This window comes from Streptomyces sp. NPDC001941, assembly GCF_040296945.1.
Lineage (GTDB): Bacteria > Actinomycetota > Actinomycetes > Streptomycetales > Streptomycetaceae > Streptomyces.
Genome location: NZ_JBEOYE010000040.1, coordinates 1 through 26,999 on the forward strand (window position 1 = coordinate 1; position 26,999 = coordinate 26,999).

The 26,999-nt window shown below is 73.3% G+C and carries 24 protein-coding genes; 6 read left to right on the forward strand and 18 right to left on the reverse strand.

Translation table 11 applies throughout. From position 1 onward, the window contains the following. Positions 1-1,008 precede the first annotated feature (1,008 nt). Positions 1,009-1,845 (forward strand): helix-turn-helix domain-containing protein, encoded by an 837-nt coding sequence (locus ABT160_RS24935; protein ID WP_351650088.1) that lies wholly within the window; start codon positions 1,009-1,011, stop codon positions 1,843-1,845. Then, complete coding sequence (locus tag ABT160_RS24940; protein WP_351650009.1) at positions 1,842-2,138, forward strand: DUF397 domain-containing protein; 297 nt, start codon at positions 1,842-1,844, stop codon at positions 2,136-2,138. The genes ABT160_RS24935 and ABT160_RS24940 overlap by 4 nt, the downstream gene beginning before the upstream one ends. Before the next feature lie 30 nt (positions 2,139-2,168). On the opposite strand, the gene ABT160_RS24945 is transcribed toward ABT160_RS24940, so the two are convergent. Further along, positions 2,169-3,071 (reverse strand): glycoside hydrolase family 19 protein, encoded by a 903-nt coding sequence (locus ABT160_RS24945; protein ID WP_351650010.1) that lies wholly within the window; start codon positions 3,069-3,071, stop codon positions 2,169-2,171. 183 nt (positions 3,072-3,254) lie between these two features. On the opposite strand from ABT160_RS24945, the gene ABT160_RS24950 reads away from it, so the two are divergent. Continuing rightward, positions 3,255-5,096 carry a serine/threonine-protein kinase gene (locus ABT160_RS24950; RefSeq protein ID WP_351650011.1) on the forward strand — a complete coding sequence of 614 codons (1,842 nt, stop codon included), beginning with the start codon at positions 3,255-3,257 and terminating at the stop codon, positions 5,094-5,096. A 16-nt stretch (positions 5,097-5,112) separates the two neighbouring features. Here ABT160_RS24950 and ABT160_RS24955 read toward each other — a convergent pair whose 3' ends face one another. Next, positions 5,113-5,616: a GbsR/MarR family transcriptional regulator gene (locus tag ABT160_RS24955; RefSeq protein ID WP_351650012.1), complete on the reverse strand. Its 504-nt coding sequence runs from the start codon at positions 5,614-5,616 to the stop codon at positions 5,113-5,115. Between the two features lie 103 nt (positions 5,617-5,719). Between ABT160_RS24955 and ABT160_RS24960 the strand changes: the two genes are divergently transcribed. Together ABT160_RS24960 and ABT160_RS24965 are read left to right on the forward strand one after the other, a co-directional pair. Beyond that, on the forward strand, positions 5,720-6,670 hold the full coding sequence (locus tag ABT160_RS24960; RefSeq protein WP_351650013.1) for an ABC transporter ATP-binding protein: 951 nt from the start codon (positions 5,720-5,722) through the stop codon (positions 6,668-6,670). Then, positions 6,667-8,280, forward strand: coding sequence for an ABC transporter permease (locus ABT160_RS24965; RefSeq protein WP_351650014.1), 1,614 nt, complete (start codon positions 6,667-6,669; stop codon positions 8,278-8,280). The genes ABT160_RS24960 and ABT160_RS24965 overlap by 4 nt, the downstream gene beginning before the upstream one ends. 81 nt (positions 8,281-8,361) lie before the next feature. Here the strand turns inward: ABT160_RS24965 and ABT160_RS24970 are convergent, their stop codons facing one another. Next, a complete protein-coding gene (locus ABT160_RS24970; RefSeq protein ID WP_351650015.1) occupies positions 8,362-9,150 on the reverse strand; it encodes a diacylglycerol kinase family protein in 789 nt (262 codons plus the stop codon). Between the two features lie 176 nt (positions 9,151-9,326). Here ABT160_RS24970 and ABT160_RS24975 point away from each other — a divergent pair, with 176 nt between their 5' ends. Beyond that, positions 9,327-10,613 (forward strand): adenylosuccinate synthase, encoded by a 1,287-nt coding sequence (locus ABT160_RS24975; RefSeq protein WP_351650016.1) that lies wholly within the window; start codon positions 9,327-9,329, stop codon positions 10,611-10,613. A gap of 65 nt (positions 10,614-10,678) precedes the next feature. Here ABT160_RS24975 and ABT160_RS24980 read toward each other — a convergent pair whose 3' ends face one another. From ABT160_RS24980 to ABT160_RS25050, 15 genes are all read right to left on the reverse strand, one after another. After that, entirely contained in the window at positions 10,679-11,914 is a 1,236-nt protein-coding gene (locus ABT160_RS24980) for a cytochrome P450 (protein WP_351650017.1), read from the reverse strand. Positions 11,915-11,990: 76 nt separating this feature from the next. Then, a complete protein-coding gene (locus tag ABT160_RS24985) occupies positions 11,991-12,650 on the reverse strand; it encodes a response regulator (RefSeq protein ID WP_351650018.1) in 660 nt (219 codons plus the stop codon). Further along, a complete protein-coding gene (locus ABT160_RS24990; RefSeq protein ID WP_351650089.1) occupies positions 12,647-13,909 on the reverse strand; it encodes a sensor histidine kinase in 1,263 nt (420 codons plus the stop codon). Before ABT160_RS24990 ends, ABT160_RS24985 begins: the two co-directional genes overlap by 4 nt. Positions 13,910-14,121: 212 nt before the next feature. After that, complete coding sequence (locus tag ABT160_RS24995) at positions 14,122-14,979, reverse strand: alpha/beta hydrolase (protein ID WP_351650019.1); 858 nt, start codon at positions 14,977-14,979, stop codon at positions 14,122-14,124. Positions 14,980-15,127: 148 nt separating this feature from the next. Then, entirely contained in the window at positions 15,128-16,354 is a 1,227-nt protein-coding gene (gene kynU, locus ABT160_RS25000; RefSeq protein ID WP_351650020.1) for a kynureninase, read from the reverse strand. Continuing rightward, complete coding sequence (locus tag ABT160_RS25005) at positions 16,347-17,189, reverse strand: tryptophan 2,3-dioxygenase family protein (protein WP_351650021.1); 843 nt, start codon at positions 17,187-17,189, stop codon at positions 16,347-16,349. The genes kynU and ABT160_RS25005 overlap by 8 nt, the downstream gene beginning before the upstream one ends. A 114-nt stretch (positions 17,190-17,303) precedes the next feature. Further along, positions 17,304-18,188 (reverse strand): DUF3152 domain-containing protein, encoded by an 885-nt coding sequence (locus ABT160_RS25010; RefSeq protein ID WP_351650022.1) that lies wholly within the window; start codon positions 18,186-18,188, stop codon positions 17,304-17,306. Positions 18,189-18,419: 231 nt separating this feature from the next. After that, positions 18,420-18,833, reverse strand: a complete 414-nt coding sequence (locus ABT160_RS25015; RefSeq protein ID WP_351650023.1) for a DUF3151 domain-containing protein — start codon at positions 18,831-18,833, stop codon at positions 18,420-18,422. Between the two features lie 11 nt (positions 18,834-18,844). Beyond that, a complete protein-coding gene (locus ABT160_RS25020) occupies positions 18,845-20,350 on the reverse strand; it encodes an MFS transporter (protein ID WP_351650024.1) in 1,506 nt (501 codons plus the stop codon). A gap of 227 nt (positions 20,351-20,577) precedes the next feature. Next, positions 20,578-21,741 carry a MalY/PatB family protein gene (locus ABT160_RS25025; protein WP_351650025.1) on the reverse strand — a complete coding sequence of 388 codons (1,164 nt, stop codon included), beginning with the start codon at positions 21,739-21,741 and terminating at the stop codon, positions 20,578-20,580. A 90-nt stretch (positions 21,742-21,831) separates the two neighbouring features. Then, complete coding sequence (gene fbaA / locus ABT160_RS25030) at positions 21,832-22,854, reverse strand: class II fructose-bisphosphate aldolase (protein WP_351650026.1); 1,023 nt, start codon at positions 22,852-22,854, stop codon at positions 21,832-21,834. A 226-nt stretch (positions 22,855-23,080) separates the two neighbouring features. Beyond that, entirely contained in the window at positions 23,081-23,632 is a 552-nt protein-coding gene (gene pyrE / locus ABT160_RS25035; protein WP_351650027.1) for an orotate phosphoribosyltransferase, read from the reverse strand. 44 nt (positions 23,633-23,676) lie between these two features. Beyond that, entirely contained in the window at positions 23,677-24,471 is a 795-nt protein-coding gene (locus ABT160_RS25040) for an aldose epimerase family protein (RefSeq protein ID WP_351650028.1), read from the reverse strand. Between the two features lie 9 nt (positions 24,472-24,480). Continuing rightward, the gene (locus ABT160_RS25045) at positions 24,481-25,347 is read right to left on the reverse strand and encodes an SRPBCC family protein (protein ID WP_351650029.1); all 867 of its coding nucleotides are present in this window, start codon (positions 25,345-25,347) and stop codon (positions 24,481-24,483) included. Positions 25,348-25,389: 42 nt separating this feature from the next. Then, positions 25,390-26,997 carry a polyamine aminopropyltransferase gene (locus ABT160_RS25050; RefSeq protein WP_351650030.1) on the reverse strand — a complete coding sequence of 536 codons (1,608 nt, stop codon included), beginning with the start codon at positions 26,995-26,997 and terminating at the stop codon, positions 25,390-25,392. Between the last annotated feature and the right edge of the window lie 2 nt (positions 26,998-26,999).

The following is a 26,999-nucleotide window of genomic DNA, read 5'->3' on the forward strand; positions in this document are numbered from 1 at the left end:
CCGGGGCCCGGGGCCAGCCCCGCCCGGGGTGCAGGGGCGGAGCCCCGCAGGGGGTGCAGGGGCGGAGCCCCGCCCGGGGTTCGGGGGCGGAGCCCCCGGAATACCCGTCCCCCTTTACCGCCGGAGGCTTTCGGGAAGGGGTGGGTAGGGGACTTCCCAGGCCCGCACCCCGGATGCGCTCGGGTTCTCGTGGGCGAGGCCCAAGGGGCGTACCCCACCCCGCCCCTTCCCGAAAGCCTCCGGCGGGTACCGCGACCCCGGTTGGCGCGGGGCCGACGGGCCCGGGTCCCTGGGGCTCCGCCCCAGACCCCGCTCCTCAAACGCCGGAGGGGCTGGATTCTGCTACCGGAGCCGAATGACCGCTCCCAGACCCACCGGGCTCACACGCGTACCCCGCACCTCAACTGCCGGGTGTGGTCGCGCTCCAAGGCGAGCCCGACAGCAAGATGGTCGCCGCGTTCCGCAGGAGCAGGGGATGCACGAACCGCCCCGGGCACTTCGGCGGCACCCGCCACCACAGGGGCCAGGTCGCCCCGCTCAGCGCCGGGATCGGTACGTAGCTGACGTGCCCCGGAGACGTACTGAACCTCACCGCCCCCGCAGGCCACCGCCGGTACGCCGTCGACCCCGGCGGCACCAGGAAGTACGCCCCACGCCTCCCGTTCTCCGCCATCACGATCGGGCCCGGGTCACCCCCCGTCAGCTCCTCCAGGACGTCGGCCAGCTTCCGCCCGTCCTCGTCGTCGATCCGTACCGCGTCGAATTGCACCCCGGCCCTGCGGAGTTGAAATCCGGAAACCGGTACCCATTCCAGGTTTACGTCCTGATTCACCGCATCCACAGGGACAACTCTGGGGCGCGCCGCTAGCGTTTTCCACGGCTGCGCGGAACTGGTCCCACTACGGTTGACCTGCGAAAACGCCGGTTGAGCGCGGTTGAATTGGCCGACATCTGGTTGAGACCGGTTGAGTTCGGTTGAGACCGATCGAGAAGAATCGGTGGTCGAAAATGGCGCGTTCGGAGAACAAGGAGATCGCGGGTCCGGCGACGAGGATGGTGGCCGCGCTGGTGCGCGAGCTGCGGAAGAAGAGGGGCCTGACCCAGGAGCAGTTGGGGGTGGAGCTGGGGTTCAGCGCGGCGGCGGTCAGCGCACTGGAGACGCTGGCGCAACCACCGAGCGACCAGATGCTCGTGAAGCTGGAGCGGGTGCTCGGCAACGAGATGGAGATCTTCGAGACGGCACGGCGGTTCGTACGGGAGGAGAAGTACCCGGTTCAGTTCCAGGGGTACGCCTCGCTGGAGCAGGAGGCGGTTGCGCTGCACCTGTACGAAACCCTGGTGATCCACGGGCTGTTCCAGACCGAGGACTACGCGAGGGCTCTGATCGGCGGGGGATATCCACCGCTCTCCGAAGAGCGCGTGGAGACGCTGGTACAGGCTCGAATGGAGCGGAAGGCGCTCTTTGACAGGGAGCCACCTGTCCTGATTGAGCTAGTCATCGAAGAAGGCGCCCTGCGGCGCCCGATCGGCAGCCGAGAGATCATGCGGGGGCAGTTGCTACATCTGGCGGAGTGCGCTCGAAGGCGCAACGTCACAGCACAAGTGCTGCCCCTAGAGGCCGGGCTGAGCGGAGAGTACGCAGGAGACCGAGGCAGCATGAACCTGCTGGAGACACCGGATCACGTGCACCTGGTGTTCCTCGAAATCCAGGGCGAGAGCCTGCTGATCTCCGACCCTGCAAAGGTGAGTACATACACGCAGCGCTATGCGAAGATCCGAGCACAGGCCCTGGATCCTCGTGAATCGCTGGGCCTCATCGAGAGGTTGGCGGGAGAGAGCAGATGAGCAACACCCTCCGGTGGTTCAAGTCCAGCTACAGCGACAGCGGCGGTGGCAACTGCGTGGAAATCGCCTACGACTGGCGCAAGTCCTCCTACAGCAGTAGCAGCGGCGGCGAATGCATCGAGGTCTCCGCCCCCTGGCGCAAGTCCACCCACAGCGACAGCGGTGGCGGCGAATGCGTAGAAGTCGCCCCCTGCCCCCACTCCATCCACGTCCGCGACTCCAAGCTCCCCCGCAGCCCCGTCTTCTCGGTCACCCCCCGGGCCTGGTCCGCTTTCGTGGCCTGGCAGGGCTGACCGGGGAGACGGGGCGCGCGAGCCGCAGGCTCAGCAGGACAGGTTCGCCCCCGGTGCGACACCCAGGATCTGGGTGAAGCGCTGGTAGCTGTTCACGCGGCTCTGCACCTGCGCCGGGTTGCGGCCGTCGCACTCCAGCGAGCCGTTGATCGAACGGATCGTCTGCCCGAACCCGGCACCGTTGACCATCGCGTTGTGCGGGGTCATGGTGCCGGGGCCGTTCTGCGTGTTCCAGTACCAGAGGCCCGTGCGCCACGCGATGTCCGGCTCGCGCTCCACACGGTAGGGGTTGTTCAGCAGGTCGATGCCGAGCGAGTCGCCCGCCGCCTTGTAGTTGAAGTTCCAGCTGAGCTGGATCGGGCCGCGGCCGTAGTACGCCGCCTGGCCGGCCGGGCAGCCGTAGGGCTGGCTCGTGTCGCAGTAGTGCGGGTAGTTCGCCTGGTTCTGCTCGACCACGTACACCAGGCCGCCGGTCTCGTGGTTCACGTTCGCCAGGAAGGCAGCCGCCTCCTGCTTCTTGACCGTGTCGCTGCCCGTCTTCGCGAAGCCCGGGTACGAGCTGAGCGCCGCCGTCAGGCCGCTGTACGTGTAGAACGAGTTCCGGCTCGGGAACATCTGGTTGAACTGCGCCTCGCTGACCACGAATCCGGACGGGTCCGGGTTGCCCGGGTCCGTGCCGCCGCCGCAGGTGCCCTGGTCGGCCCAGACGTCGGTGTTGCCCGGGCGCTCGTTCTGGGTCCACCACTTGGCGCGCCAGTTGTGGCCGTTGTAGGAGGCGGTCATGCCGCCGGTGTAGACGGACGAGGAGTTCCACGCGGCCACGCAGCTCGCGGCGGTCGCGCTGCTGGCCGGGAGCAGGACGGTGAGTCCGATGGCCGTACAGAGCGCGGCCAGCAGCGTGGCGAGGCGTCTGGTGAGGGGCGGACGGGTCATGGGGGTGCGTCCTTCCGTCGGTGTGGGGTTCCGTCCACCACGGAAGCGGATTGGTCTGGACCTGTCAAGGTCTAGACCAAGTTCCGTACGGGACGGACGACTTGGGTGTACCGTCCGCCCGCCCCGCGAAGGCCCTCCCGGAGCGAGACCGGGCGGTGACCAAGCTCTGGCATGCTCTGTTCAGTGGACCCGCTGACCTCCGAAGACCCCACCCACATCGGCCCCTTCCGCCTCGTCGGACGCCTCGGTTCGGGCGGCATGGGCCGGGTCTACCTCGCCCGGTCCGGGGGCGGGCGCGCGGTCGCCGTGAAGGTCGTCCACCCCCAGCTCGCCCAGCAGCCCGAGTTCCGGCACCGGTTCGGGCGCGAGGTGGCCGCCCTGCGGCGGCTCGGCGGGGTCGCCGGGATCACCGAGCTCCTCGGCGCCGACACCGACTGCGAGGCCCCCTGGGTCGCCATCGCCTACGTCGCCGGGCCGTCCCTCAGCGATGTCGTCGGGCAGGAGGGCGCCCTGCCCGTCGCGTCCGTGAACTCGCTCGGCGCCGGGCTCGCCACCGCGCTCGCCCACATCCACGCCCACGGGCTCGTCCACCGCGACCTCAAGCCCGCCAACGTCCTGCTCACCGTCGACGGCCCCCGCCTGATCGACTTCGGGATCGTGCGCGCCGACGACACCGTCGCCGACCTCACCACCACCGGCTCGGTCATCGGCTCCCCCGCCTTCATGTCCCCCGAGCAGGTGCGCGGGGAGCGGGTCGGCCCGGCCTCGGACGTCTTCAGCCTGGGCGCGGTCCTCGCGTACGCGGCGACCGGCCGGCAGCCGTTCGGCGAGTCCGGCAGCGGCGCGCACTCCATGATGTTCAAGATCGTGGGCGACGAGCCGGACCTCACCGCCCTGCCGGCCGAACTCGACGGTCTCGTACGCGCCTGCCTGCGCAAGGACCCCGGCGCGCGCCCGCCCGCCGACCAGCTCGCCCAGCACCTGGAGACCACCGACCCCTGGCTGCCCGCACCGGTGCTCGCCCGGCTGGGGCGGCAGGCGGAGCAGGTCCTTGAGGTGGATGGGGAGGAGTCCGGGGGCGGGGGCGGGGCCGTTGCGGAAACGGGGTCCGTGGCCGCGTCCGAGTCCGGGGTCACCGCGCCCGCGTCCCGGGCCGGTCGGCGGCGCGGGCGCGTCGCGCTGGCCGTCGTCGTGGCGCTCGCCGTGCTGGGCGGTGGCGGGGCGCTCGCCTCCGCGTACTGGCCCGAGGGCGGTGGCGGCGGGAAGGAGCGCGCCACCGGGGTCGTGCCGGAACGGTTCCTCGGGGCGTGGGAAGGCGTGACGGAGGGCGTCGCCGACCGCCCGTACGCCACCGCCCGGATCGAGATCTCGCAGGGCGCGCTGGGCGAGAAGGCCGGGGTGTACGTCCAGGTCGACGGCGAGAAGCTGTGCATGGGGCGCGCGGCCCTGGTGTCGGCGAGCGCGGAGAAGGTGGCGTTCGGGCCGGGGACCGTGGAGAGCGGGAACCGGGACCGGTGCCGGGGGACCTCGGCGCAGACGCTGACGGTGCGCTCGGAGGACCTGCTGGAGTGGCGGTCCGGGAAGCTGACGGCCACCTTCAAGCGGGCGGCGAAGGGGTCGGCGGCGGTGCCGGCGCAGTTCGTGGGCGACTGGACCCTACCGCCGGTGGGGGCGGTGCCCGAGGGGCAGCGGCAGCTGTGGGACACCCGGCTGCACATCGCCCAGGGGCCGGTGGGGTCGAGCCTGGTGCGGGTCGAGGTGACCCGTCCGCAGTGGGACGAGCTGACCGGCAAGAGCGTGGACGGCGAACTGCTGCACTGCACCGAGACGTCGGTGGTGGGCGCCGTGGGCGGGCTGCTGGTGCTCGGGCCGCCGGACGTGGACCGCAACAGCTCGGACGACGAGTGCCAGGTGCTCGACGGGGCCCGCTACTACCGCTTCTCGCGCGAGGGCGGCAAGGACCGGCTGCTGCTGTACGCGATGGACCTGGACGGGGGGCCCTGGCAGTTTTTCCGCAGCACGTAGGCGTGCGGAGCCGGGCTCACCCGCCCCGCGCGTCCTTGTGCGCGCGCCAGCGGTCCATCAGGCCCAGCAGCTCCGCCTGGAGGAACTCGAAGAACTCCGCCGTCTCCGCCGCCCGCACCCCCGCCCGGCTGTCCTCGCCCAGCGCCCGCGCGCCGTCCTTGAGGACCTTCTCCCAGCGGACCAGGACCTGGTCCCGGCTGGTGAACGTCTCGTACCAGAGCTCGTCGTGCAGGACGTACCGCTCGCGCCGGGTCCCCGGGTCCCGCTCGCGGCTGACCATGCTGACCTGCGTGAGGTAGCGGATCGCGCCGGACACGGCCGCCGGGCTGACCTGGAGCTGCCCGGAGAGTTCGGCCGAGGTCATCGACGCGGTCTCGGAGGCGAAGAGCGCCGCGAAGACGCGCGCGGCCATGCGCTGCATCCCGGCCTCGGTCAGCTCCCCGGCGAAGCGCTCCACGAAGCGGGAGCGGTCCTCCGGGTCCGGTGCCGCCGCACTCGCGGCCCTCGGAATGTCGGCCATGTCGGTCATCGTGTCCCTTTCCCCTCGCGCCCCGCGCCCGTGATCCGACTTTATACGCTTCCTTAACTTCACAAGTTTGTGAAAACACAGTACGTTCGGAACCATGACGAAGGCAATGACGGGTCCGGCCGAAGCCATCTCGGTCTCCGGACTGCACAAGTCGTTCGGCCGCACCCACGCCCTGGACGGGCTCGACCTCACCGTCCGCACCGGCGAGGTGCACGGCTTCCTCGGCCCCAACGGCGCCGGGAAGTCCACCACCATCCGCGTCCTGCTCGGCCTGCTGCGCGCCGACTCCGGCAGCGCCCGGCTGCTCGGCGGCGACCCCTGGCGCGACGCCGTCGCCCTGCACCGGCGGATCGCCTACGTCCCCGGCGACGTCACCCTGTGGCGCAACCTCTCCGGCGGCGAGGTCATCGACCTGTACGGCAGGCTGCGCGGCGGCCTCGACCGCGCCCGCCGCGCCGAGCTCCTCGAACGCTTCGAGCTCGACCCGGCCAAGAAGGGCCGTACGTACTCCAAGGGCAACCGGCAGAAGGTCGCCCTCGTCGCCGCCTTCGCCTCCGACGTCGACCTGCTCGTCCTCGACGAGCCCACCAGCGGCCTGGACCCGCTGATGGAGGAGGTCTTCCAGGAGTGCGTGCGCGAGGAGCGCGGGCGCGGGCGCACCGTCCTGCTGTCCTCACACATCCTCAGCGAGGTGGAGAGCCTCTGCGACCGGGTGTCGATCATCCGCAACGGCCGCACGGTGGAGACCGGTTCACTGGCCGACCTGCGCCACCTCACCCGTACCAGCGTCACCGCCGAACTGGCCGGCGCCCCCGGCGACCTGGCCGCGCTCCCCGGCGTCCACGACCTCGACGTCCAAGGCCACCGGGTGCGGCTCCAGGTCGACTCGGACAAGCTCGACCCGGTCCTGCGCTCGCTCACCGGGTCGGGGGTGCGCTCCCTGACCAGCACCCCGCCCACCCTGGAGGAGCTCTTCCTGCGCCACTACGCGAACGAGGGCGAGGGCGCGGCGGCCCGTGCCACCGACGAGGTGGCCGCGCGATGACCGCCACCCTCGCCGGGCCCGTCCCCCGCACCGCCCGCTCCCGGCAACTCGCCGGTACCGGCGCACTCTTCCGGCTCGCCCTGCGCCGCGACCGCGTGATGCTCCCGCTCTGGGTGCTCTTCGTCGGCGGCACCACCGCGAGCGCCGCCGGCACCCTCGGCAAGCTCTACGCGACCCCCGCCGAACGCGCCGGAGTCGTACGCTCCATGGCCGCCAACAGCTCCCTGCGCTCGCTCTACGGCCCCATCTTCGACGACTCCCTCGGCGCCCTCGTCGCCTGGCGCTACCTCGCCTTCATGGCCGCCTTCGCCGGGGTGATGAGCCTGCTCATCGTCGTACGGCACACCCGCGAGGAGGAGGAGACGGGCCGTCAGGAGATGCTCTCCGCCGCCGTGGTCGGCCGCCGCGCGCCCCTGACGGCGGCGCTCCTGCTCGCCGCCGCCGCCAACGCGGCGATCGCCCTCCTCACCACGGCCGGGCTCGCCGCCCAGGGAGCGGCGGGCGCGCTGGCGCTCGGCCTGGGCATCGGCGCCACCGGCATGCTGTTCGCCTCCGCCGCGGCCCTGGTCGCCCAGCTCACCGAGACCGCACGGCTGGCGCGCGGGCTGACCGCGGCGGTGCTCGGGCTCGCCTGGGTCCTGAAGCAGGCGGGCGACGCGGCGGCCGTCGACGGGTCGCACCCGCTGACCTGGGTCTCCCCCATCGGCTGGGCCGAGAACCTGCGGGCCTTCGCCGCCGAGCGGTGGTGGGTGCTGCTGCTCTTCGCGGCGGCCGTCACCGCGCAGACCACCCTCGCCTACGCGCTGGCCGGGCGCCGCGACATCGGGATGAGCTTCCTGCCCGCCCGCCCCGGACCCGCCACCGGCCGCCTGGGCACGGCCGGGGCGCTGGCCTGGCGGCTCCAGCGCGGCAGCCTGCTCGGCTGGGGCGTCGCCTTCCTGCTCGCCGGGCTGATGTTCGGCGCGATGACGCAGGGGGCGGCGGACCTGGTGGGCGACAGCGCCCGCACCCGGGAGATGCTGGAGCGCCTCGGCGGGCAGCAGGGCCTCACCGACGCGTTCCTGGCGGCGATGACCGGGATGCTCGGGATGGTGGCCGCGCTGTACGTCGTCCAGTCCGTGCTGCGCCTGCACGGCGAGGAGACCTCCGGCCGCGCGGAACCCGTCCTCGCGGGCGCGGTGGGCCGGGTGCGCTGGGCGGCCGGACACCTGGCGGTCGCCTTCGGCGGGGCCGCGCTGGTGATGCTGCTGGGCGGCGCGGGCCTGGCGGTCGGGTACGGCCACCGGGCGGGTGCGGTGCTCGGGGCGGCCCTGGTGCAGGTGGTGGGGGTGTGGGTGATCGGGGCGGTGGCGGTGCTGCTGTACGGGGTGTCGCCGCGGCTCGCGCCGCTGGGGTGGGGGTACGCGGGGGTGTGCCTGGGGGTGGGGTGGCTGGGCGCGGCCTTCGACCTCCCGTCATGGGGATTGGGGGTCTCCCCCTTCGCCCACCTCCCGAAGCTGCCGGGGGGCGAGGTGGGGTGGGGGGCGGTGGGGGTCCTGGTGGCGGTGTCGGTGGGGTTGGTGACCCTGGGCCTGACGGCCCTTCGCCACAGGGACATGGAGTCGACCTGACCGGCCCGGTGGGTCGCCGGTCTCCCCGGAGGCCCGGGCCCTGAGCTCGGGCCCGGCGGGGCGGGGGCCAGGAGGCCCAGCTCACGCCGGGACCAGCAGGCTCCAGGCTTCTCGGCGGACCGTCCAGGTGCGGCGCCTCACCGGCCCCGTCACCATCGTGTCCGCCCGGTAGCGGAAGTCCGGCCCCGACACCGTCACCGTCCCCGCCTCCACCCGCAGGGGGCTCCCCGTCAGGGGGCGGACCAGGACTTCCGCGTAGCCGGTGCCGTCGCCCGCGCGCACCGCCACCGCCGACACCGGCGCGTCCACGTCCGCCAGGACCACCCCGTCCGCCTCCACCCGCAAGCGGTGGGGCGCCGGGGGTGCCGGGCGCACCAGGGTGCGGACCAGCGAGCGGCACTGGTGCCAGACCGAGGGCGCGGGGGCCGCGGCCAGCGGGAGCGCCGGGATGCGCAGGGCCCCGAGCACCACCCCGTCGCTGTCGTCCACCAGCAGGTCGAGGCGCTTCTCCGTGCCCTCGAGGACCGCCCGCGCCGCCGCCACCGCACCCTGCGGGACGCCGAGGGACGCGGAGAGTTCCAGGGACGCGGCGCTGCCGACCGGGACCAGGGCGAGGGCGCTGTCGGACAGGCCGCGGGAGCGGTGCAGCAGGGACACCGCCCGCAGCAGCGCCCGGTCGTCGCCGATGACGACGGGACGGCGCGAACCCCTGCGGGACAGGGCCTTCGCGAACTCCTCCGCGTCGTCGGGGAGGCAGATCTTCGCGGCCGATCCGGCGCACAGGACGTCCTTGGCGATCCTCACGGATTCACCGTCCCCACGCCGTGCGACCGGGTCGATCACCACAAGGAGCTGGTCGGGAGCCGACACCTCGGTCCTTCCTCGGGTAGCATCTTTGTGCAAGAGCCCCTTGCGCTATTGCGCCAGGGGCTTCGTCTATTCCGGGGCAACCGGTTCGACGGATCAGGCTGTGTCGTACACCGTCGTACGACGTTTGTACTGCCCCCTGACCTTGGACATGCCCCGCCCGGAAGGGGTGTACGCCTGTGCCCGCACTTGTGCTGCTCGGTGCTCAGTGGGGTGACGAAGGCAAGGGAAAGGCCACCGACCTGCTCGGTGGGTCCGTTGACTATGTAGTGCGATACCAGGGCGGCAACAACGCCGGCCACACGGTCGTCGTGGGCGACCAGAAGTACGCGCTGCACCTTCTTCCTTCCGGAATCCTGTCGCCGGGGTGTACCCCCGTCATCGGAAACGGCGTCGTCGTCGACCCGGCGGTCCTGCTCTCCGAGCTGAGCGGACTCAACGAGCGCGGCGTCGACACCTCCAAGCTCCTGATCAGCGGCAACGCGCACCTGATCACGCCGTACAACGTCACGCTCGACAAGGTCACCGAGCGCTTCCTCGGCAAGCGCAAGATCGGTACCACCGGCCGCGGCATCGGCCCGACCTACGCGGACAAGATCAACCGCGTCGGCATCCGCGTGCAGGACCTGTACGACGAGTCGATCCTGAGCCAGAAGGTCGAGGCGGCGCTGGAGCAGAAGAACCAGCTCCTGGCCAAGGTCTTCAACCGCCGCGCCATCGAGTCGACGAAGATCGTCGAGGAGATGCTGCAGTACGCGGAGCAGATCAAGCCCTTCGTCGCCGACACGACGCTGATCCTCAACGACGCCATCGACGAGGGCAAGGTCGTCCTCTTCGAGGGCGGCCAGGGCACGCTGCTCGACGTGGACCACGGCACGTACCCCTTCGTCACCTCCTCGAACCCGACCTCCGGCGGTGCCTGCACCGGCGCGGGCGTGGGCCCGACGAAGATCACGCGCGTCATCGGCATCCTCAAGGCCTACACCACCCGGGTGGGCGCGGGTCCGTTCCCGACGGAGCTGTTCGACGAGGACGGCGAGGCGCTGCGCCGCATCGGCGGCGAGCGCGGCGTGACCACCGGTCGCGACCGCCGCTGCGGCTGGTTCGACGCGGTCATCGCCCGGTACGCGACGCGCGTGAACGGCCTCACCGACTTCTTCCTGACCAAGCTCGACGTGCTCACCGGCTGGGAGCAGATCCCGGTCTGCGTCGCGTACGAGATCGACGGCAAGCGGGTCGAGGAGCTGCCCTACTCGCAGACCGACTTCCACCACGCGAAGCCGATCTACGAGTACCTGCCGGGCTGGTCGGAGGACATCACCAAGGCGAAGACCTTCGCCGACCTGCCGAAGAACGCGCAGGCGTACGTGAAGGCGCTGGAGGAGATGTCCGGCGCCCCGATCTCGGCGATCGGCGTCGGCCCCGGCCGCACCGAGACCATCGAGATCAACTCGTTCCTGTCGTAGGGGACGGACCGGGTACGGGAGTGAGGGCCTGTGCCCACCGGGTGACCGGTGAGCACAGGCCCTTCTCACACCGTGACCCGCAGCCCCTCCAGGCCCCTGATCACGAAGCCCTTGCGGACCGGTTCCTCCGCCAGGTCCAGGCCCGGGGCCCGGTCGAGCAGCGCCCCCAGCGAGGCCGCCAGCTCCAGGCGCGCCAGCGGGGCGCCCAAGCAGTAGTGGATGCCGGCCGAGAACGAGATGTGCGGGTTGTCGGCGCGCGCCAGGTCCAGCCGGTCCGGGTCCGCGAAGACCTCGCCGTCCCGGTTGGCCGAGCCGAACAGCAGCGCCACCTCCGCGCCGCGCGGCACCACCACTCCCCCGATCTCGACGTCCTCCAGGACCCAGCGCTCGAAGAGCTGGAGCGGGGTGTCGAAGCGCATCAGCTCCTCCACAGCTGTGGACAACAGTCCCCGGTCCGCCCGCAGCGCCGCCAGTTGCTCAGGGTGGCGGAAGAGCGCCCACCAGCCGTTGACCGTGGCGTTCACGGTCGCCTCGTGGCCCGCGTTCAGCAGCAGCACGCAGGTGGAGACCATCTCCTGCTCGGTCAGCCGCTCCTCGCCGTCGTGCGCCGCGATCAGGCCCGAGACCAGGTCGTCGCCGGGGTCCGCGCGGCGCTCGGCGATCAGCCCCCGCAGGTAGGCCGAGAACTCCAGGGACGCCGTGACCGCGCGGCGCGCCGTCTCCGGCGGCGGGTTCAGCTCGTACATCCCGCAGATGTCCGCCGACCACGGCCGCAGCAGCGGCCGGTCCGCCTCCGGGATGCCCAGCATCTGCGCGATCACCGCCACCGGCAGCGGCTCCGCCACCTCGGTGAGCAGGTCGCCGCCGCCGCGCTCCACCAGGCCGTCCGCCAGCTCGCCCGCCAGCCGCTCCACGTACGGCCGCAGGCCCTCCACCGTGCGCGGCGTGAACGCCTTCGACACCAGGCGGCGGATCCGCGTGTGGTCCGGCGGCTCCAGGTCCAGCATCCCGTGGTCGTTCAGCACGTGGAACGGCTCGTGCTCCGGCGGCGGCGCCACCCGCCCGAAGTCCTCGTGCCGGAAGCGGTGCTGGTAGCTGCGGCCAAGACGGCGGTCCCGCAGCAGCGCCGAGACGTCCGCGTGCCGGGGCACCAGCCACTGGTTCGTCGGCTCGTAGAAGTGCACCGCGCCCCGCGCCCGCAGCTCCGCGTACCCCGGATAGGGGTCGGCCACGAAGTCCGGGTCGCCCGGGGCGAACACCCGGGCCGCCGCGCCGCCCGTCCGCGCATCCACATCGTCCATGTGCGGACGCTACGCCGGGGCCCCGGCGAGTGTGAAGACACCCCCTGACGCCCCCCGAAGCCCCTTGGGACCCGTCCTAGCCCGGCGTCACCAGCCTCGTCTCGTACGCGAACACCGCCGCCTGCGTCCGGTCCCGCAGGCCCAGCTTCACCAGGATCCGGCTCACGTGCGTCTTGATCGTCGACTCCGCGACCACCAGGTGCGAGGCGATCTCCGCGTTCGACAGGCCCTGGGCGATCAGCACCAGCACCTCCGTCTCCCGCTCGGTCAGGTCCCCCACCTGCGCCAGCGGCGCCACCCGGGGCGACTGCGCCGCCTTGGCGAACTCCGTGATCAGCCGCCGGGTGACCGTCGGCGCCAGCAGCGCCTCGCCGGCCGCCACCACCCGCACCCCGTCCGCCAGCTGCCGCGCCGAGGCGTCCTTCAGGAGGAAGCCCGAGGCCCCCGCGCGCAGCGCCTGGTACACGTACTCGTCGAGGTCGAAGGTGGTCAGGACCAGCACCTTGGCGTCCCCGTCCGCCGCGACGATCTCCCGCGTCGCCTCGATGCCGTTCAGTTCGGGCATCCGGATGTCCATCAGGACCACGTCCGGCCGCAACGCCGCGACCTGCGCGACCGCCTCCCGGCCGTTCACCGCCTCGCCCACCACCTCGATGTCCGGCATCGCGCCGAGCAGCACCGAGAAGCCCTCGCGGACCATCATCTGATCGTCGACGATCAGCACCCGGATCGTCACGCCCGCTCCTCCCTCGGCACCGGGACGAACGCCGCGACCTCGTAGCCGCCGTCCTCCGTCGCCCGCGCCGTCAGCTCGCCGTCCAGCATCGACACCCGCTCCCGCATCCCCGTGATCCCGTGCCCGGCACCGGGCGAGGGCTTCACCAGGCCCCGCGCCGGACCGTTCACCACCCGCAGGCCCAGGCCGCCGAGCACATAGCCGACCTCCACCTTCGCCGACGCCCCCGGCGCGTGCCGCAGCACGTTGCTCAGGGCCTCCTGCACGATCCGGTACGCCGAGAGCTCCACGCCCTGCGGCAGCTCCCGCACCGCGCCCGTCACCGTCTTCTCCACGCCCAGGCCGGCCTCCCGCACGTTCGCCAGCAGGCCGTCCAGGTCCGCCAGCGTCGGCTGCGGCGCGTCCGGCGCCTGGTAGTCCTCCGCCCGCACCACCCCGAGCACCCGGCGCAGCTCGGTCAGCGCCGCCACCGCGTTCTCCCGGATCGTGACGAAGGCCTGCTCCAGCTCCGGCGGCGGGTCCTGCACCCGGTAGGGCGCCGCCTCCGCCTGGATCGCGACGACCGACATGTGGTGCGCCACCACGTCGTGCAGCTCGCGGGCGATGGTGGTGCGCTCCTCCAGGAGCGTGCGCATCGAGCGCTCCTGGGCCGTCACCGTCTGCTGCTCGGTGACCTCGCGGGCCGCCGTGCGCCGGATGTGCACCATCGTGACGACCAGCAGCGCGATCCCGGACACGAAGAGCAGCGGCAGGGTGTTGTTGGAGCGCCCCGTCCCGAGCGCCACGCCCATCACGTACCCGAACGCCCCGGTCAGGCCCCACATCCACCAGCCCGTCCTGGGCCGGGTCCGCAGCGCCACCACCGTCAGCACCACCAGGTGCGCCGCGAAGGCGCTCGGCGCCCACGGCCTGCCCTCCCAGCTGTCCGCGACGAAGGCCACGAACGGCACCGACGCCATCGACAGCCAGAACGCGGCCACCGGCCGCACCAGCGTCAGCAGCACCGCCACGCACGACACCCCGGCGGTGAAGAGGAACTCCACGTCCCCGCCCGCGTAGCCGTCGTGGGTGGAGGCGAACGCCGCCATCGCCACCGGCAGGCAGGCCGATATGACGAGCAGGTGCGGCAGCCACACCGCCCACCGCCGCAGCCCGGCCGGCAGCCTGCCGAGGCGGCCCGTCCCCGGCAGCGGCGGCAGCAGTCGGTAGGCCAGCGGGTCGTGCAGCAGGTCCCGGCGCAGGCCGCCGAGGGCGTCCATGGCCAGCCTGAATTCGGGGCTGCGGCTCTCCCGCTGCTCGCCGTGCGGACTGTTATGCGTCTGGTTCACACCATCAAAGGTAGGCACAGCACCGGCCCGGGGCGTCACCACTGATAGGGATCCTCGGACGTCCCCCGCAAGTACTACGCGCCCCGCCCCGCGTCCGAACGGGCCGACCCCGCGTCCCACCAGGCCGACCGGGCCGGCCGGTCTCACCAGGCCAGCTGGGCGATCTCCTCCGCCACCACCGCGCAGGCGTCCGCCGACGGGTCGATCAGCGGGAAGTGCCCCACCTCTTCCAGCAGCGTCCAGCCCACCGTCTCGCCCTCCTTCGCCGCCGCGTCCACGTACGCCTCCGCGACCGCCCTCGGCACCATCACGTCCTCGCGGCCCTGCACCACGGTCGTCGCGATCCCCGTCGGCAGCAGCAGCGACGGGTCCGCCCACGCGGCCACGCCCGCCCCGCCCAGCAGCTCGCCGACCGCGCCGCCGCACACCCCGAGCTCCGTGGCCGAGGCGAAGTCCGCGATCGGGGCCAGCGCCACCACGCCCCGCCAGGAGGGCGGCGACGGCAGGAACCACGGCGAGTCCGGCGGCAGCACGTGCCGCGAGGACGCCCACAGCGCCAGGTGGCCGCCGGCCGAGTGGCCCACCACCACGGTGCGCCGCGGGTCCGCGCCCGGCAGCGCCCGCCGCACCAGCGCGGGCAGCGCGTCCAGCGCCGCCGCCACGTCGTCGAACGTCTCCGGCCAGCGCCCCGCCACCGGGGCCTTCGCCCCCTGGTGCGGCAGCGAACTGCCCCTGCGGTACTCGACGTTGGCCACCGCGAAGCCGCTCCGGGCCAGGAAGTCCGCGAACGGCGTCAGATGACGGCGGTCGTACGGCGCCCGCCAGGCGCCCCCGTGCAGCGCCACCACCAGCGGCGCGGGCCCCTCGACACCCTTGGGCGCGTAGAAGTCCACGACCTGGTCGGGGTGTTCGCCGTACGCGAGCGTGGCGTCCGGGTCGACAGGGGGGTGCGAGAAGGCCGACGCTTCCTCGGCGGCATCGCGAGCGGCGGAGTCCGTCATGCGCGCCAACCTTTCGGTGAACGGGTGGGGGACCAGTCCTGCTGATCAGCGGGGACGGTACCAGCCGCACCGCCCCCGCCGATCACCGCAGTCGCACCGCGGTCGACCGGGCGCCGGAGGCCCTCCAGACGCCCGCGCCGGACGCCCGTCAGGCGGCGGGCGTCCCCGCCGGGATCCGCTCCAGCACGTCCGCCAGCTCGGCCGCCGCCCGCTCCGCGTCCGCGAACGACACGTACAGCGGCGTGAAGCCGAACCGCAGCACGTCCGGGCGCCGCAGGTCGCCCACCACGCCCCGGGCGATCAGCTCCGCCATCACGGCCGGGGCCTCGGCGCACCGCAGCGCCACCTGGCTGCCCCGCTCCGCGTGCGCGGCCGGGGTCAGGGACTCGACGCGGCCCGCCGGGGCGTAGGCGCCCACGCACTCCAGGAAGAAGTCCGTCAGCGCCAGCGACTTCGCCCGCACCGCGGCCACGTCCACCCCGTCCCACACGTCCAGCGCGGCCTCCAGGGCCAGCATGGACAGGATGTCGGGGGTGCCGACCCGGCCGCGCACCGCGCCCTCGCCCGCCGTGTACTCGGGGTCCATGGCGAACGGGTCGGCGTGCGAGTTCCAGCCCGGCAGCGGAGAGTCGAAGCGGTCCGCGTGGCGCCGCGCGACGTACAGGTACGCGGGCGCGCCGGGGCCGCCGTTGAGGTACTTGTACGTGCACCCCACGGCCAGGTCCACCCCGTGCGCGTCCAGGCCCACCGGCAGCGCGCCCGCGCTGTGGCACAGGTCCCACACCGCCAGGGCGCCCGCCGCGCGCACCGCCGCCGTGATCCCCGGCAGGTCGTGCAGCCGGCCGGTGCGGAAGTCCACGTGGTTGACCAGGACGGCCGCGGTGCGCGGCCCGACCGCGTCCACCACCTCCCCGGGCGCGACCGGCACCAGGGTGCGGCCGGTCAGGCGGGCCGCGGAGCGGGCGATGTAGCCGTCCGTGGGGAACGTCGTCGCGTCCACCACGATCTCGTCCCGGCGCTCGTCGTCCACCAGCCGCACGGCCCCGACCAGCGCCTTGAAGACGTTCACGCTGGTGGAGTCGCCGACCACCAGCTGGCCGGGCGCGGCGCCGACGAGCGGCGCGATCCGGGCGCCGATCCGCTCCGGCGCGGTCCACCAGCCGCTCTCGTCCCACGAGCGGATCCGCAGCTGCCCCCACTGGCGGGCGACCACGTCGGCCACCCGGTCCGGCACGTGCCTCGGCAGCGCGCCGAGCGAGTTGCCGTCCAGGTACACGCCCTCGTCGAGCGCGAACAGCCCGCGGTGACCGGCCAGTTCGTCCGCCGCGTCCAGCCGAGCGGCCCGCTCCCGCAGGAGGTCCCGGGTGTCAGACATGGCTGCGGGCCGTCCACAGCTCGGGGAAGACGTTCTTGCGGGCGCGCTTCTCCAGCCAGGCCACCCCGGCGGAGCCGCCGGTGCCGGTCTTGGAGCCCATCGCCCGCCGGGTCGCCACCAGGTGGTCGTTGCGCCATCGCCACACCAGCTCGGCCACGTCGCTCAACGCCTCGCCCAGGCGCACCAGTTCGTCGTCCTGGTCGCCCGCGTACAGCTCCGCCCAGATCCGCTCGACCTCGGGCGACGGCTCGTAGCGCTGCGCCAGGTCGCGCTCCAGGGCCTCCTTCGGCACGGGCAGCCCGCGCCGGGCGAGGAGCCGCAGCACCTCGTCGTACAGGCTCGGCTGGTGCAGCGCCTTCTCCAGCTCGGCGTGCACGCGCGGGGCGCCCCGGTGCGGCACCAGCATCGACGCGGACTTCTCGCCGAGCAGGAACTCCATGCGGCGGTACATCGCCGACTGGAAGCCGGAGCCCTCGCCGAGCGCGGCGCGGTAGGAGTTGAACTGCGCCGGGGTGAGCTGGGCCAGCGGCCGCCAGGAGGCGTTCAGCGCCTCCAGCTCGCGCACCGAGCGCTTGAGCGCCTCCATCGCCACCCGGGGCCGGTCCTCGCGCAGCGCGCGGCCGGCGGTCTCCCACTCGTGGACGATGACGGTGAACCACAGCTCCATGACCTGGGTGGTGACCAGGAAGACCATCTCGCCCGGGTCGTCCGAGCGGGGGTGCTGGAGGTGGGTGAGGACGTCCGCCTGGACGTAGTCCTCGTAGGGGGTGGTGCCGGCGAAGTCCAGGTTCGGGGTGCCCGAACCGGCCTCGTAGGCATCGGGGTGTGCAGACATCGCTGTCTCCTCGATACGTACTACCGGGTAGCGGTCCGCTCCTTCCCTGACGACGTGGAGCCCCGGTCCCCTCGGGCCCCGCTCACGCGTTCGCGTTCCGCGGGCCCCTCCGCATCATCGCACGGGGGGCCCGGGGACGTACCGGCCCCGGTTGTCGTACGGCCAGGCGTTGGAGCGGCACCCGTCCAGGCCCTTGATCTGCTGCATCATCACCGGCGCGAGCCTGCCCGGGCCCGGGCAGCCCAGGTGCTGCCGGACGCCGATCTCGTGCCCGATCTCGTGGTTGATGATCAGGTGGCGGTACTCGGAGGGCGGCCCGTCGTACTGCGGGGAGCCGAGCACCCAGCGCCTGAGGTTCACCACCACGCCGTCGGCGGTCTCGCAGTTCAACTCGCCGTGCGTGTCCAGGCCCTGGGCGAGGCACAGCTTGTCCGCGGTGGCCGGGGTGGCGATCCGGATCACGAAGTCACCACCCTTCGGCACCAGTTGGAAGGAGCCCCGGCCGTGCGCGGCCCAACTCCGGCCGTGCGCGAGGATCTTCTGGATCTCGGTGGCCGCCTGCTCCGCGGAGACGTCCAGGCCGCTCTCGACCTGGACCCGGTAGCGGCGCAGCGGGCCGCTGCCGACGACGCGGCCCGAGGACTGTGCGGTGGTGAACGTCCCGCTGCCCGTCTCCGGGACCGTGCCGGCCGCCTTCGGACCCCGCTCCGGGGGCGGCGGCGAGGACCGGGGCTTCGGCATCACGGGCCGCTCGGCGGCGGTGGTCGCGGACGCCCCGGGCGCCGGTCCTCCGACGTTCCCGGCCTCCACCCGGCCGCCGCCGTCCGCCCCGGTGCCCCGCAGCTGCCCGTACGCACCCCCCGCGACCAGGCAGAGCACCGCCACGCCCAGGACCAGCAGCACGGGCCGCAGCAGCGGTGCCCGGCGGCCCTGGCGACGGCGACGGCGGGCGTCCCCGCCGCGACGGCGGCCCTGCGGTGCGGCGGTGCGCTTGCCCAAGACGGAACTCTCCCCTGCGGACGGCCGGTGCGGGGGGAGAGGGCGTGGGGGGCCTCCGGTTCCGGCTGCGAATCGATGGTGCGTGCGATCGTACCGGCGTACGAGAACAGGCCCGCCCCGGTCCGAGGACCGGGACAGGCCTGTTACGGAAGCGCTCAGCCGAGCACGCGGGAGCCCCGCCCGGCGCAGGTCGCCGAGGAGCCGGCGGCTCGGCCAGGGGGTGTCGGCGGCTCAGCCCAGGGTGTTGGCGGCCATCTCCGAGGAGTCGCGCAGGAAGGTCGCGCAGCGCTCGTACTCCTCCTGCTCGCCGATCGCCTGCGCGGCGCGCGCCAGGGCGTGCAGGGCCCGCAGGAAGCCGCGGTTCGGCTCGTGCTCCCACGGCACCGGGCCGTGGCCCTTCCAGCCGCTGCGGCGCAGCGAGTCCAGGCCGCGGTGGTAGCCGGTACGGGCGTAGGCGTACGACTCGACGACGCGGCCGCCGTCGAAGGCCTCGTCGGCGAGCTGCGCCCAGGCGAGCGAGGAGGTCGGGTACTTCGCGGCGACCTCGGCGGGCGGGGTGCCGCCCGCGAGCAGCTCGCGCGGCTCCGGGTCGTCGGGCAGGCGGGTGGGGGGCGGTCCCCCCAGGAGGTTCTCGTGGATGGCCATGTGCCCCAGTGTCACAGGTCGGAGCGGTCCCCGGGACCGGAGGGCCCGGCGTCGCCGTTCCGGGCGTCGTCCACGGCCGGGGCCCGCGCCGCGTCCGGCTCCAGGGGCGGCGAGCCCACCGCGCAGTTCACCCGGCACTCCGGGTGGCAGGCGTCCTCCGCCGGGGCCCGGCGCACCGCCGCCCACGCGATCAGGGCCCCCACCACCAGGACCCCGGCACACATCGGCATGGCCCGCCGGAAGGTCGCCCCGAACTCCTCCGCCGAGCGGTACGCCTCCGGGCCCATCCCCGCGAGCAGCGGCAGCGCCGCCACCGCGACCAGGCCCGCCGCCCGCGCGGCCGCGTTGTTGATGCCGCTGGCCACCCCGGCGCGGGCGGTGTCGACGGACGACAGCACGGTCGCGGTCAGCGGGGCGACCAGGGTCACCATGCCCAGGCCCAGCACGAGCAGGCCGGGCAGCACGTCCCGTACGTACGAGGCGTGCTCACCGGCCCGCAGCATCAGCAGCATCCCGGCCGCGCACAGCAGCGGGCCCACCGTCAGCGGCACGCGCGGCCCGATCCGGGCGCCCAGCTCGCCGGAGCGCGCGGACAGCAGCAGCATCAGCACGGTGGTCGGCAGCAGCGCGGTCCCGGCGGCCAGCGCCGAGTAGCCGGACACCACCTGGAGTTGGAGCGCGGCCAGGAAGAAGAAGCCGCCGAACGCCGCGTACACGCAGAGCGTCACCAGGTTGACCGCGCTGAACTGGCGCGACGAGAACAGCGACAGCGGCAGCATCGGGTCCGCCACCCGCCGCTCGTACAGCACGAACGCCACCGCGAGCAGCACGCCCAGCACCCCGGCCCACCACAGCTCGCCGATCAGCCCGTACGTGACCAGGGCCAGCGCCCCCGCCCCCAGCAGGGCCCCCAGCGCGTCGAACCGGCCGTGCGCCGAGGGGTCCCGGGACTCGGGCACGTGCCGCAGGGCCACCGGCACGCACAGCGCGGCCAGCGGCACGTTCAGCAGGAACACCCAGCGCCAGCCGGGCCCGTCCACCAGCCAGCCGCCCACGAACGGGCCCACCGCCGCCCCCACGCCCCCGAACCCTGACCACAGGCCGACCGCCCGCGCCCGGTCCTCGGGGTGGAAGCTCGCCTGGATGATGGCCAGGGAGCCGGGGGTGAGCAGGGCGCCGCCGACGCCCTGGAGCGCCCGGGCCGCGATCAGCACGCCCGCGTTCGGCGCCAGCCCGCACAGCAGCGAGGCCAGCGCGAACCAGACGACGCCCAGCACGAACACCTTGCGCCGCCCGTAGCGGTCACCGAGCGCCCCGCCGAGCAGGATCAGCCCGGCGAGGGTCAGCATGTAGGCGTTGACGGTCCACTGGAGGGCGGCCATGTCGGCGCCCAGGTCCTCGCCGATGTGGGGCAGGGCGACGTTGACCACGGTCGAGTCCAGCAGGGCCATGCTGGAGCCGAGCACCGTGGTCAGCACCACCCAGCGCCCGGTCGCCGATCCGAGCCGGATGTCCATGCGCCCATGCTCGCCGCGCGTGCGCCGGGGCGCCATACGGAGAACGGGTCGGGCGTGCCGGGTCCGGCGGCTGACCGATGACAGCTGACCGATGACGGCTGACCGCTGACCGCTGACGGCTGACGGCTGACGGCTGACGGCTGACGGCTGACGGCTGACGGCTGACGGCTGACGGATGACGGATGACAGACGCCGGAGTCTGTCAGCGCACATCCGACCGGCGCCCGTCAGTCCTTCCGCAGCCGCCCCGCCGCCCGCACCAGGGCCTCCACCCCCGCCTCCGTCTTCGTCCGCGGGCAGCCCACGTTCATCCGGACGAAGCCCGGCGCCCCGTACACCGCCCCCGGCATGATCGCGACCTTCTCGCGCTCCACCAGCTCGCGCTGGAGCTCCTGGTCGTCCACGCCCAGCGGGCGCAGGTCGATCCAGGCCAGGTAACCCGCCTGCGGCGGGTGCCAGTCCACGGCGGGGAACGCGGCGGCCAGCCGGTCCTCGACCAGGCGCAGGTTCCCCATGACGTACCCGCGCAGCTGGTCGAGCCAGGGCGCGCCGTGGCGGTAGGCGGCGACGTGGGCGGTGAGCGAGAGCACCGCCGGGGAGGCCAGGCCCTCGCCCGTCTCCATCCGGCGGATGAACGCCGCGTGCTCGTCGGGGTCGCCGATCACCCCGTACGAGCCCGTCAGTGCCGGAAAGTTGAAGGCCTTGGAGGCGGAGGTGACCAGGGCCCAGCGGCCCCGGGCGGGCGCGAACCGGGTCCACGGCAGGTGCCGGTGCCCCTCGTGCGCGAAGTCGGCGTGGATCTCGTCGCTGATGACCGCGACCCCGTGCCGCTCGGCGAGCCCCGCGAACCCGGCGAGCTCGTCCTCCGTCCACACCCGGCCGGTCGGGTTGTGCGGCGAGCACAGCAGCAGCACCCGGGCGTCGTCCCGGGCCAGCTCGCGCTCCAGCGCGGCCGCGTCGCCGATGGGGACGCCGCGCAGCTCCCGGCCGAGCCCGTCGACCGCCTTGCGGAAGCCGTCGTACGTCGGGGTGTGGACGACCACCCCGTCCCCGGGCGCGGTCCACATCCGCAGCAGCTGGGAGACCTGGGAGAGCACCGAGGGGGCGTAGACGAGGCGTTCGGGGTCGGGAGCGGTGCCGTACCGCAGGGCGTGCCAGTCGCGGACCGCCTCGCGGAACTCCCCCAGCCGCCAGTCGGTGTAGCCGAACACCCCGTGGGATATGCGCTCGCGCAGCGCGTCCAGGACCTCCGGCGGCGAGGTGAAGTCCATGTCGGAGATGGTGAAGGGCAGCAGCCCGTCCACGCCGAAGCGGGCGGCGACGCCGTCCCACTGCACGGACCAGGTGCCGGTGCGGTCGACGGCGGTGTCGAAGTCGTACGCGTACGTCATGGGACCTCCAGGCATGCCGAGGGCCCGGCACCCCAGGGGGATACCGGGCCCACGTGGGCGGTTGGTGCTCGTACGAGCGCGTGACCGTGCTTACTTGAGCTTGGTGCCCGTCGAACGCAGCGCGGCGCACGCCTCGGTGACGCGCTTGGCCATGCCGGCCTCGGCGGACTTGCCCCAGGTGCGCGGGTCGTACTTCGACTTCGTGCCGACCTCGCCGTCGACCTTCAGCACCGCGTCGTAGTTGCGGAACATGTGGTCCACGACCGGACGCGTGAAGGCGTACTGGGTGTCGGTGTCGAGGTTCATCTTCACGACGCCGTTCTCCAGCGCGGTGGCGATCTCCTCGGCGGTGGAGCCGGAGCCGCCGTGGAAGACGAAGTCGAACGGGCTGGCCTTGCCGTACTTGGCGGCGACGCCCTCCTGGAGGTCCTTGAGGAGCTCGGGGCGCAGGACGACGTTGCCCGGCTTGTAGACGCCGTGGACGTTGCCGAAGGAGGCGGCGAGCAGGTAGCGGCCCTTGTCGCCCAGGCCCAGGGCCTCGGCGGTGCGCAGCGCGTCGTCGATGGTGGTGTACAGCTCGTCGTTGATCTCGTGGCTGACGCCGTCCTCCTCGCCACCGGTCGGGGTGATCTCGACCTCAAGGATGATCTTGGCGGCGGCGGCCTTGGCGAGCAGCTCCTGGCCGATGGCCAGGTTGTCGGAGAGGGTCTCGGCGGAGCCGTCCCACATGTGCGACTGGAAGAGCGGGTTGAGGCCCTTGGCCACGCGCTCGGCCGACACGTCCAGGAGCGGGCGGACGTAGCCGTCCAGCTTGTCCTTGGGGCAGTGGTCGGTGTGCAGCGCGACGGTGATGTCGTACTTCGCGGCGACGATGTGCGCGAACTCGGCCAGGGCGACCGCGCCGGTGACCATGTCCTTGTTGTACTGGCCGCCCAGGAACTCGGCGCCACCGGTCGAGATCTGGATGATGCCGTCGCTCTCGGCCTCCGCGAAGCCGCGCAGCGCAGCGTGCAGGGTCTGGGACGAGGTCACGTTGATGGCCGGGTAGGCGAACTTGCCTGCCTTCGCCCGGTCGAGCATCTCGTTGTAGACCTCGGGGGTTGCGATGGGCATCTGTCCGCTCCTTGTGATGTGCGGTATGTGCGTTTTTTTGCCCTGACCTGGGGGCGACGTCATCGTCGCCCCCCATCTTTCCAGACTCTCGCGTCGGCGCCTTCCGGTGTCCATGCCGCGAACGCACGAGGGGCGGGGTGTTTCACGTGAAACAACCCGCCCCTTGATATATCCCCAGGTCACGGCCGTATCTTCGCGGCGTCGGGACCTAGGTCACGACTTTGGCTCAGCCGAGGTCGAGCTCCGCGAGGGAGTACGCGTAGAGGTACGGGACGCCCGCCTCGTTGCTGATCTTCTCGCCGGCCCCGGTCGCGCGGTCCACGATCGTGGCCACGGCGACGACCTCGGCGCCCGCCTCGCGCACCGCCTCGACGGCCGTCAGCGGGGAGCCGCCGGTGGTGGAGGTGTCCTCGACGACCAGGACGCGGCGGCCCTTGATGTCCGGGCCCTCCACACGGCGCTGCATGCCGTGCGCCTTGGCGGCCTTGCGGACCACGAAGGCGTCCAGGCGCTTGCCGCCGCGCGCGGCGGAGGCGTGCAGCATCGACGTGGCCACCGGGTCGGCGCCCAGGGTCAGGCCGCCCACGGCGTCGAAGTCCAGCTCCTCGGTCAGGTCGAGCATGACCTGACCGACGAGCGGCGCGGCGGCACCGTCCAGCGTGATCCGGCGCAGGTCCACGTAGTAGTCGGCTTCCAGACCCGAGGAGAGGGTCACCTTGCCGTGCACCACGGCCTTGTCCTTGATCTGCTGGAGCAGGTCAGCGCGTACGTCAGTCATGGCACAGAGCTTAAGCGCCCCGTTCGGGACCCCGCGCGGCGCGCTCAGGGGCGGCGCCAGCTCCAGGTGGTGGACAGCTCCAGCGGGTCGATCGGCGTCACCAGGCGCGGCAGGGTGTTGAGCCCGTTCGGCGGCCCGGACTGCGGCTCCACGCAGACCGCGGCCTCCTGCTCGTCGTACACCACGACCCACTCGGTGCGGCTGGTCACCTTCAGCTCCAGCACCCCCGGCCAGGTCAGGGTGGCGTCGACGCCACCGGTCATGCCGAAGCAGTCGTCCCACGGGCCGGGCCGCGGCTCGATGCGGCGGCCGGTGGGCAGGTGGTCGTCGCCGCGCTCCTCCTGCCACTCGGGGCGGAAGTCCAGCGTCACCGGGATGCCGTCGATCTCCCGGTTGAACCAGGGATGCCAGCCGACCTGCGCGGGGAAGGAGTCGCCGTACGTCTCCACGCCCATCGCGATCGTCAGGGCGTCCTCGGTCAGCTCGAAGGTCTGGGTGACCTTCCCCTCGTACGGCCAGGGCGCGGCCAGGTCGTAGGTGAACGCGGCCTCGCTCTTGCCACTGGTCACGGTCGTCCAGGCGGTGTCGCGCCCGGTGCCGTGGATGGCGTGCGGGCCGGAGTTGAGCGGCAGCTGGTGGCGGTTGCCGCCGTCGCGGAACAGGCCGTGCTCGACCCGGCCGCACCACGGCACCATCGGGAAGCTGCCGTACTTCTCGCCCTGGCGCAGCAGCTCGTGGCCGCCGACACGCAGGCTCTCGATCCGGCATCCGTTGTCCGGACGCACCGTCAACTCGACGTCTCCGGCGGCGAGCCGGACCCTCTCTTCGCTACTGGTCACACCTCGACACTACTTGCGGCGCCGCAGGACGCGCCCCACCACCACCGCGGAGGCCACCGCGAAGGCGGCCGCGGGAGCCACCCAGCGCAGGGTGCTGCCGGTGGTGGCGGCGCTGGGCGCGGGCGCGGGGGCGTACCGGCCGCGCGGCGGGGCGTGGTCGACCTCCTCGGCGCTGCGGCCGATCATGGTGCGGCGGGCGTGCGCGGCCTCGGCGGGCAGCTCGTCGGGGAGGTCCACGTCGAACTCCTGGTCCGCGTACCGGTCGAGGGAGGGCGGCGGCACGGGCGCGTCGAAGACGGACGCGGCGGACCGCCCGGACTCCTCCCCCGGGGCCTCGGGCTCCTCCCGTGGGGCCTCGGACTCAGGCGCTTCGGCCCCAGCTGCCTGCGCGTCATCGGTCCCGGGCGCTTCCCCGGTGCCGGGCTCGTCCTCGCCCCCGGGCCGCTCCGCGGAGGCCTCCTCGCCCAGCGCCACCGCGACCCGCTCGAGGAGGCGGCGGCCGGCGGACCGGGCCGTGTCCGGGTCCAGCTCCGCGAGCCGCCCGTCGGCCCGGGCGGTGCCGGTCAGGGTGAGCGTGGTCCCGCCGTCGGCCGGGGCGGTGCGCAGGGTCAGGTCGAGCTTGACCGCGCCGGAGCCCCGGGCCTCCGCGCCCTCGCCCGCCACCAGGAAGGCGCCGTCCCGCTCGGTCAGGGTCAGCGCGCCCCGGTACGTGATGGTCTGGCCCCCGGCACGCAGCCGCAGGCGGCCGGCCAGCGGGCCCGCGGACCCGTCGGCGTCCCGCTGGAGCCCGGGGACGCAGCGGGCCGCGCGGGCGGGGTCCCGCAGCACCCGTCGCAGGCTTTCCTCCGGTACCGGAACGAACACCTCATGCTCCATGGGAGCCGAGCCTACTCAGCCCCGGCGTCCGCGTCCCCCGTTTCACTCGCCGTAGCGCGGGTGCACCAGTGTCGACGGGGGCAGTCCGGGCATCCGCTCGTGCTCGGCGTCGCGGGCCCCGGCGGCCAGCACCTCGGGCCGCAGCGAGCGCAGCGGCGGCGCTCCGGCGGGCAGGGCGAGCGGCGGCGGGACGGCTCCGGGGCGGGCCAGGACGAAGCCCCAGTCCTGGGGCGCGCCGGGGGTGTCGGGGCCGCGTCCGGGGCCCGCCGCGTAGCCGGCGAGGCTGCCGGTGGCGGTGTAGGGGCGGGTGGCGAAGCCTGCGGCGCGCAGGGTGGCCTCGACGGTCCAGAAGGTGCGGGGTCGGGTGAGCAGGGGGCCCGCGTGGACGACGAGGCGGCCGCGGTCGGCGAGGACGCGCGCGGCCAGTCCGTAGAACTCCTCGGAGTAGAGCTTGGTGCTCGGGGTGATGCCGGGGTCGGGCAGGTCGCAGACGACGACGTCGTAGCGTCCGGTGGCGCCGCGCAGCCAGCCGAAGGCGTCGGCGGTGACGACGCGGAGCCTGGGGTCGCGGTAGGCGCCGTGGTTGAGGGCGGCGAGGGCCGGGTCGGTGCGGGCGAGGCGGACGACGGCGGGGTCGGTCTCGACGACGGTGACGGAGGTGACGTCGCGGTAGCGCAGGGCCTCGCGGGCGGCCAGGCCGTCGCCGCCGCCGAGGACCAGGACGCGGGCGTGCGGGCCGCGCATCGCGGGGTGGACGAGGGCCTCGTGGTAGCGGTACTCGTCGCGGCCGCTGACCCGGAGGCGGCCGTCCAGGTAGAGGTCGAGGTCGGCGGTGTGCTCGCCGGTGAGGACGACCTCCTGCACGTCGCTCTGGAGGGCGACGCGCACCCGGTCGCCGTAGACGGCGCGGCGGGCGGCCCGCTCGAAGTCGTCGACCAGGAAGGTGGTGGTGGCCAGGACCGCGAGGACGACGGCGTTGGTGACGACGAGCCAGAAGCGGGCGCGGCGGGTGAGGTCGTGCCGGAAGAGCCACAGGACCAGGCAGCCGCCGGCGATCGCGTTGACCGCGCCGGTGGCCAGGGCGCCGGTGAGGTGGCCGAGCCGGGGCAGCAGCAGGAACGGGAAGGCGAGCCCGCCGACGAGGGCGCCCACGTAGTCGGCGGCGAACAGGTCGGCGACGGCGCGGCCCGCGTCGTGCATGTCGCGCCGGGAGATCCGCTGGATCAGGGTCATCAGCAGCGGGATCTCGGCGCCGATGAGGACGCCGATGGCGAGGGAGAAGCCGACGAGGGCGAAGCGCGCCTCGCCGATCCAGACGAACGTCGCGTAGAGCACCAGGGCCGAGGTGCCGCCGACCAGGGCGAGGGCGGCTTCGAGCAGGCCGAAGCCGACGGCGGCCCGGCAGCGCAGCCGCTTGGCGAGCAGCGAGCCGATGCCCATGGCGAAGACCATGACGGACAGCACGACGGAGGCCTGGGTGACGGAGTCGCCGATGAGGTACGAGGCGAGGGCGACCAGCTCCAGCTCGTACACCAGCCCGCAGGCGGCGCAGACGAAGACCACGCCGAGGAGTACGAACCGTCCGGCTCCCGGCCGCACGGGCAGCTGCGTCACACCGGGGTGCGACATGGAGACGGGCGGGTCGATCATGT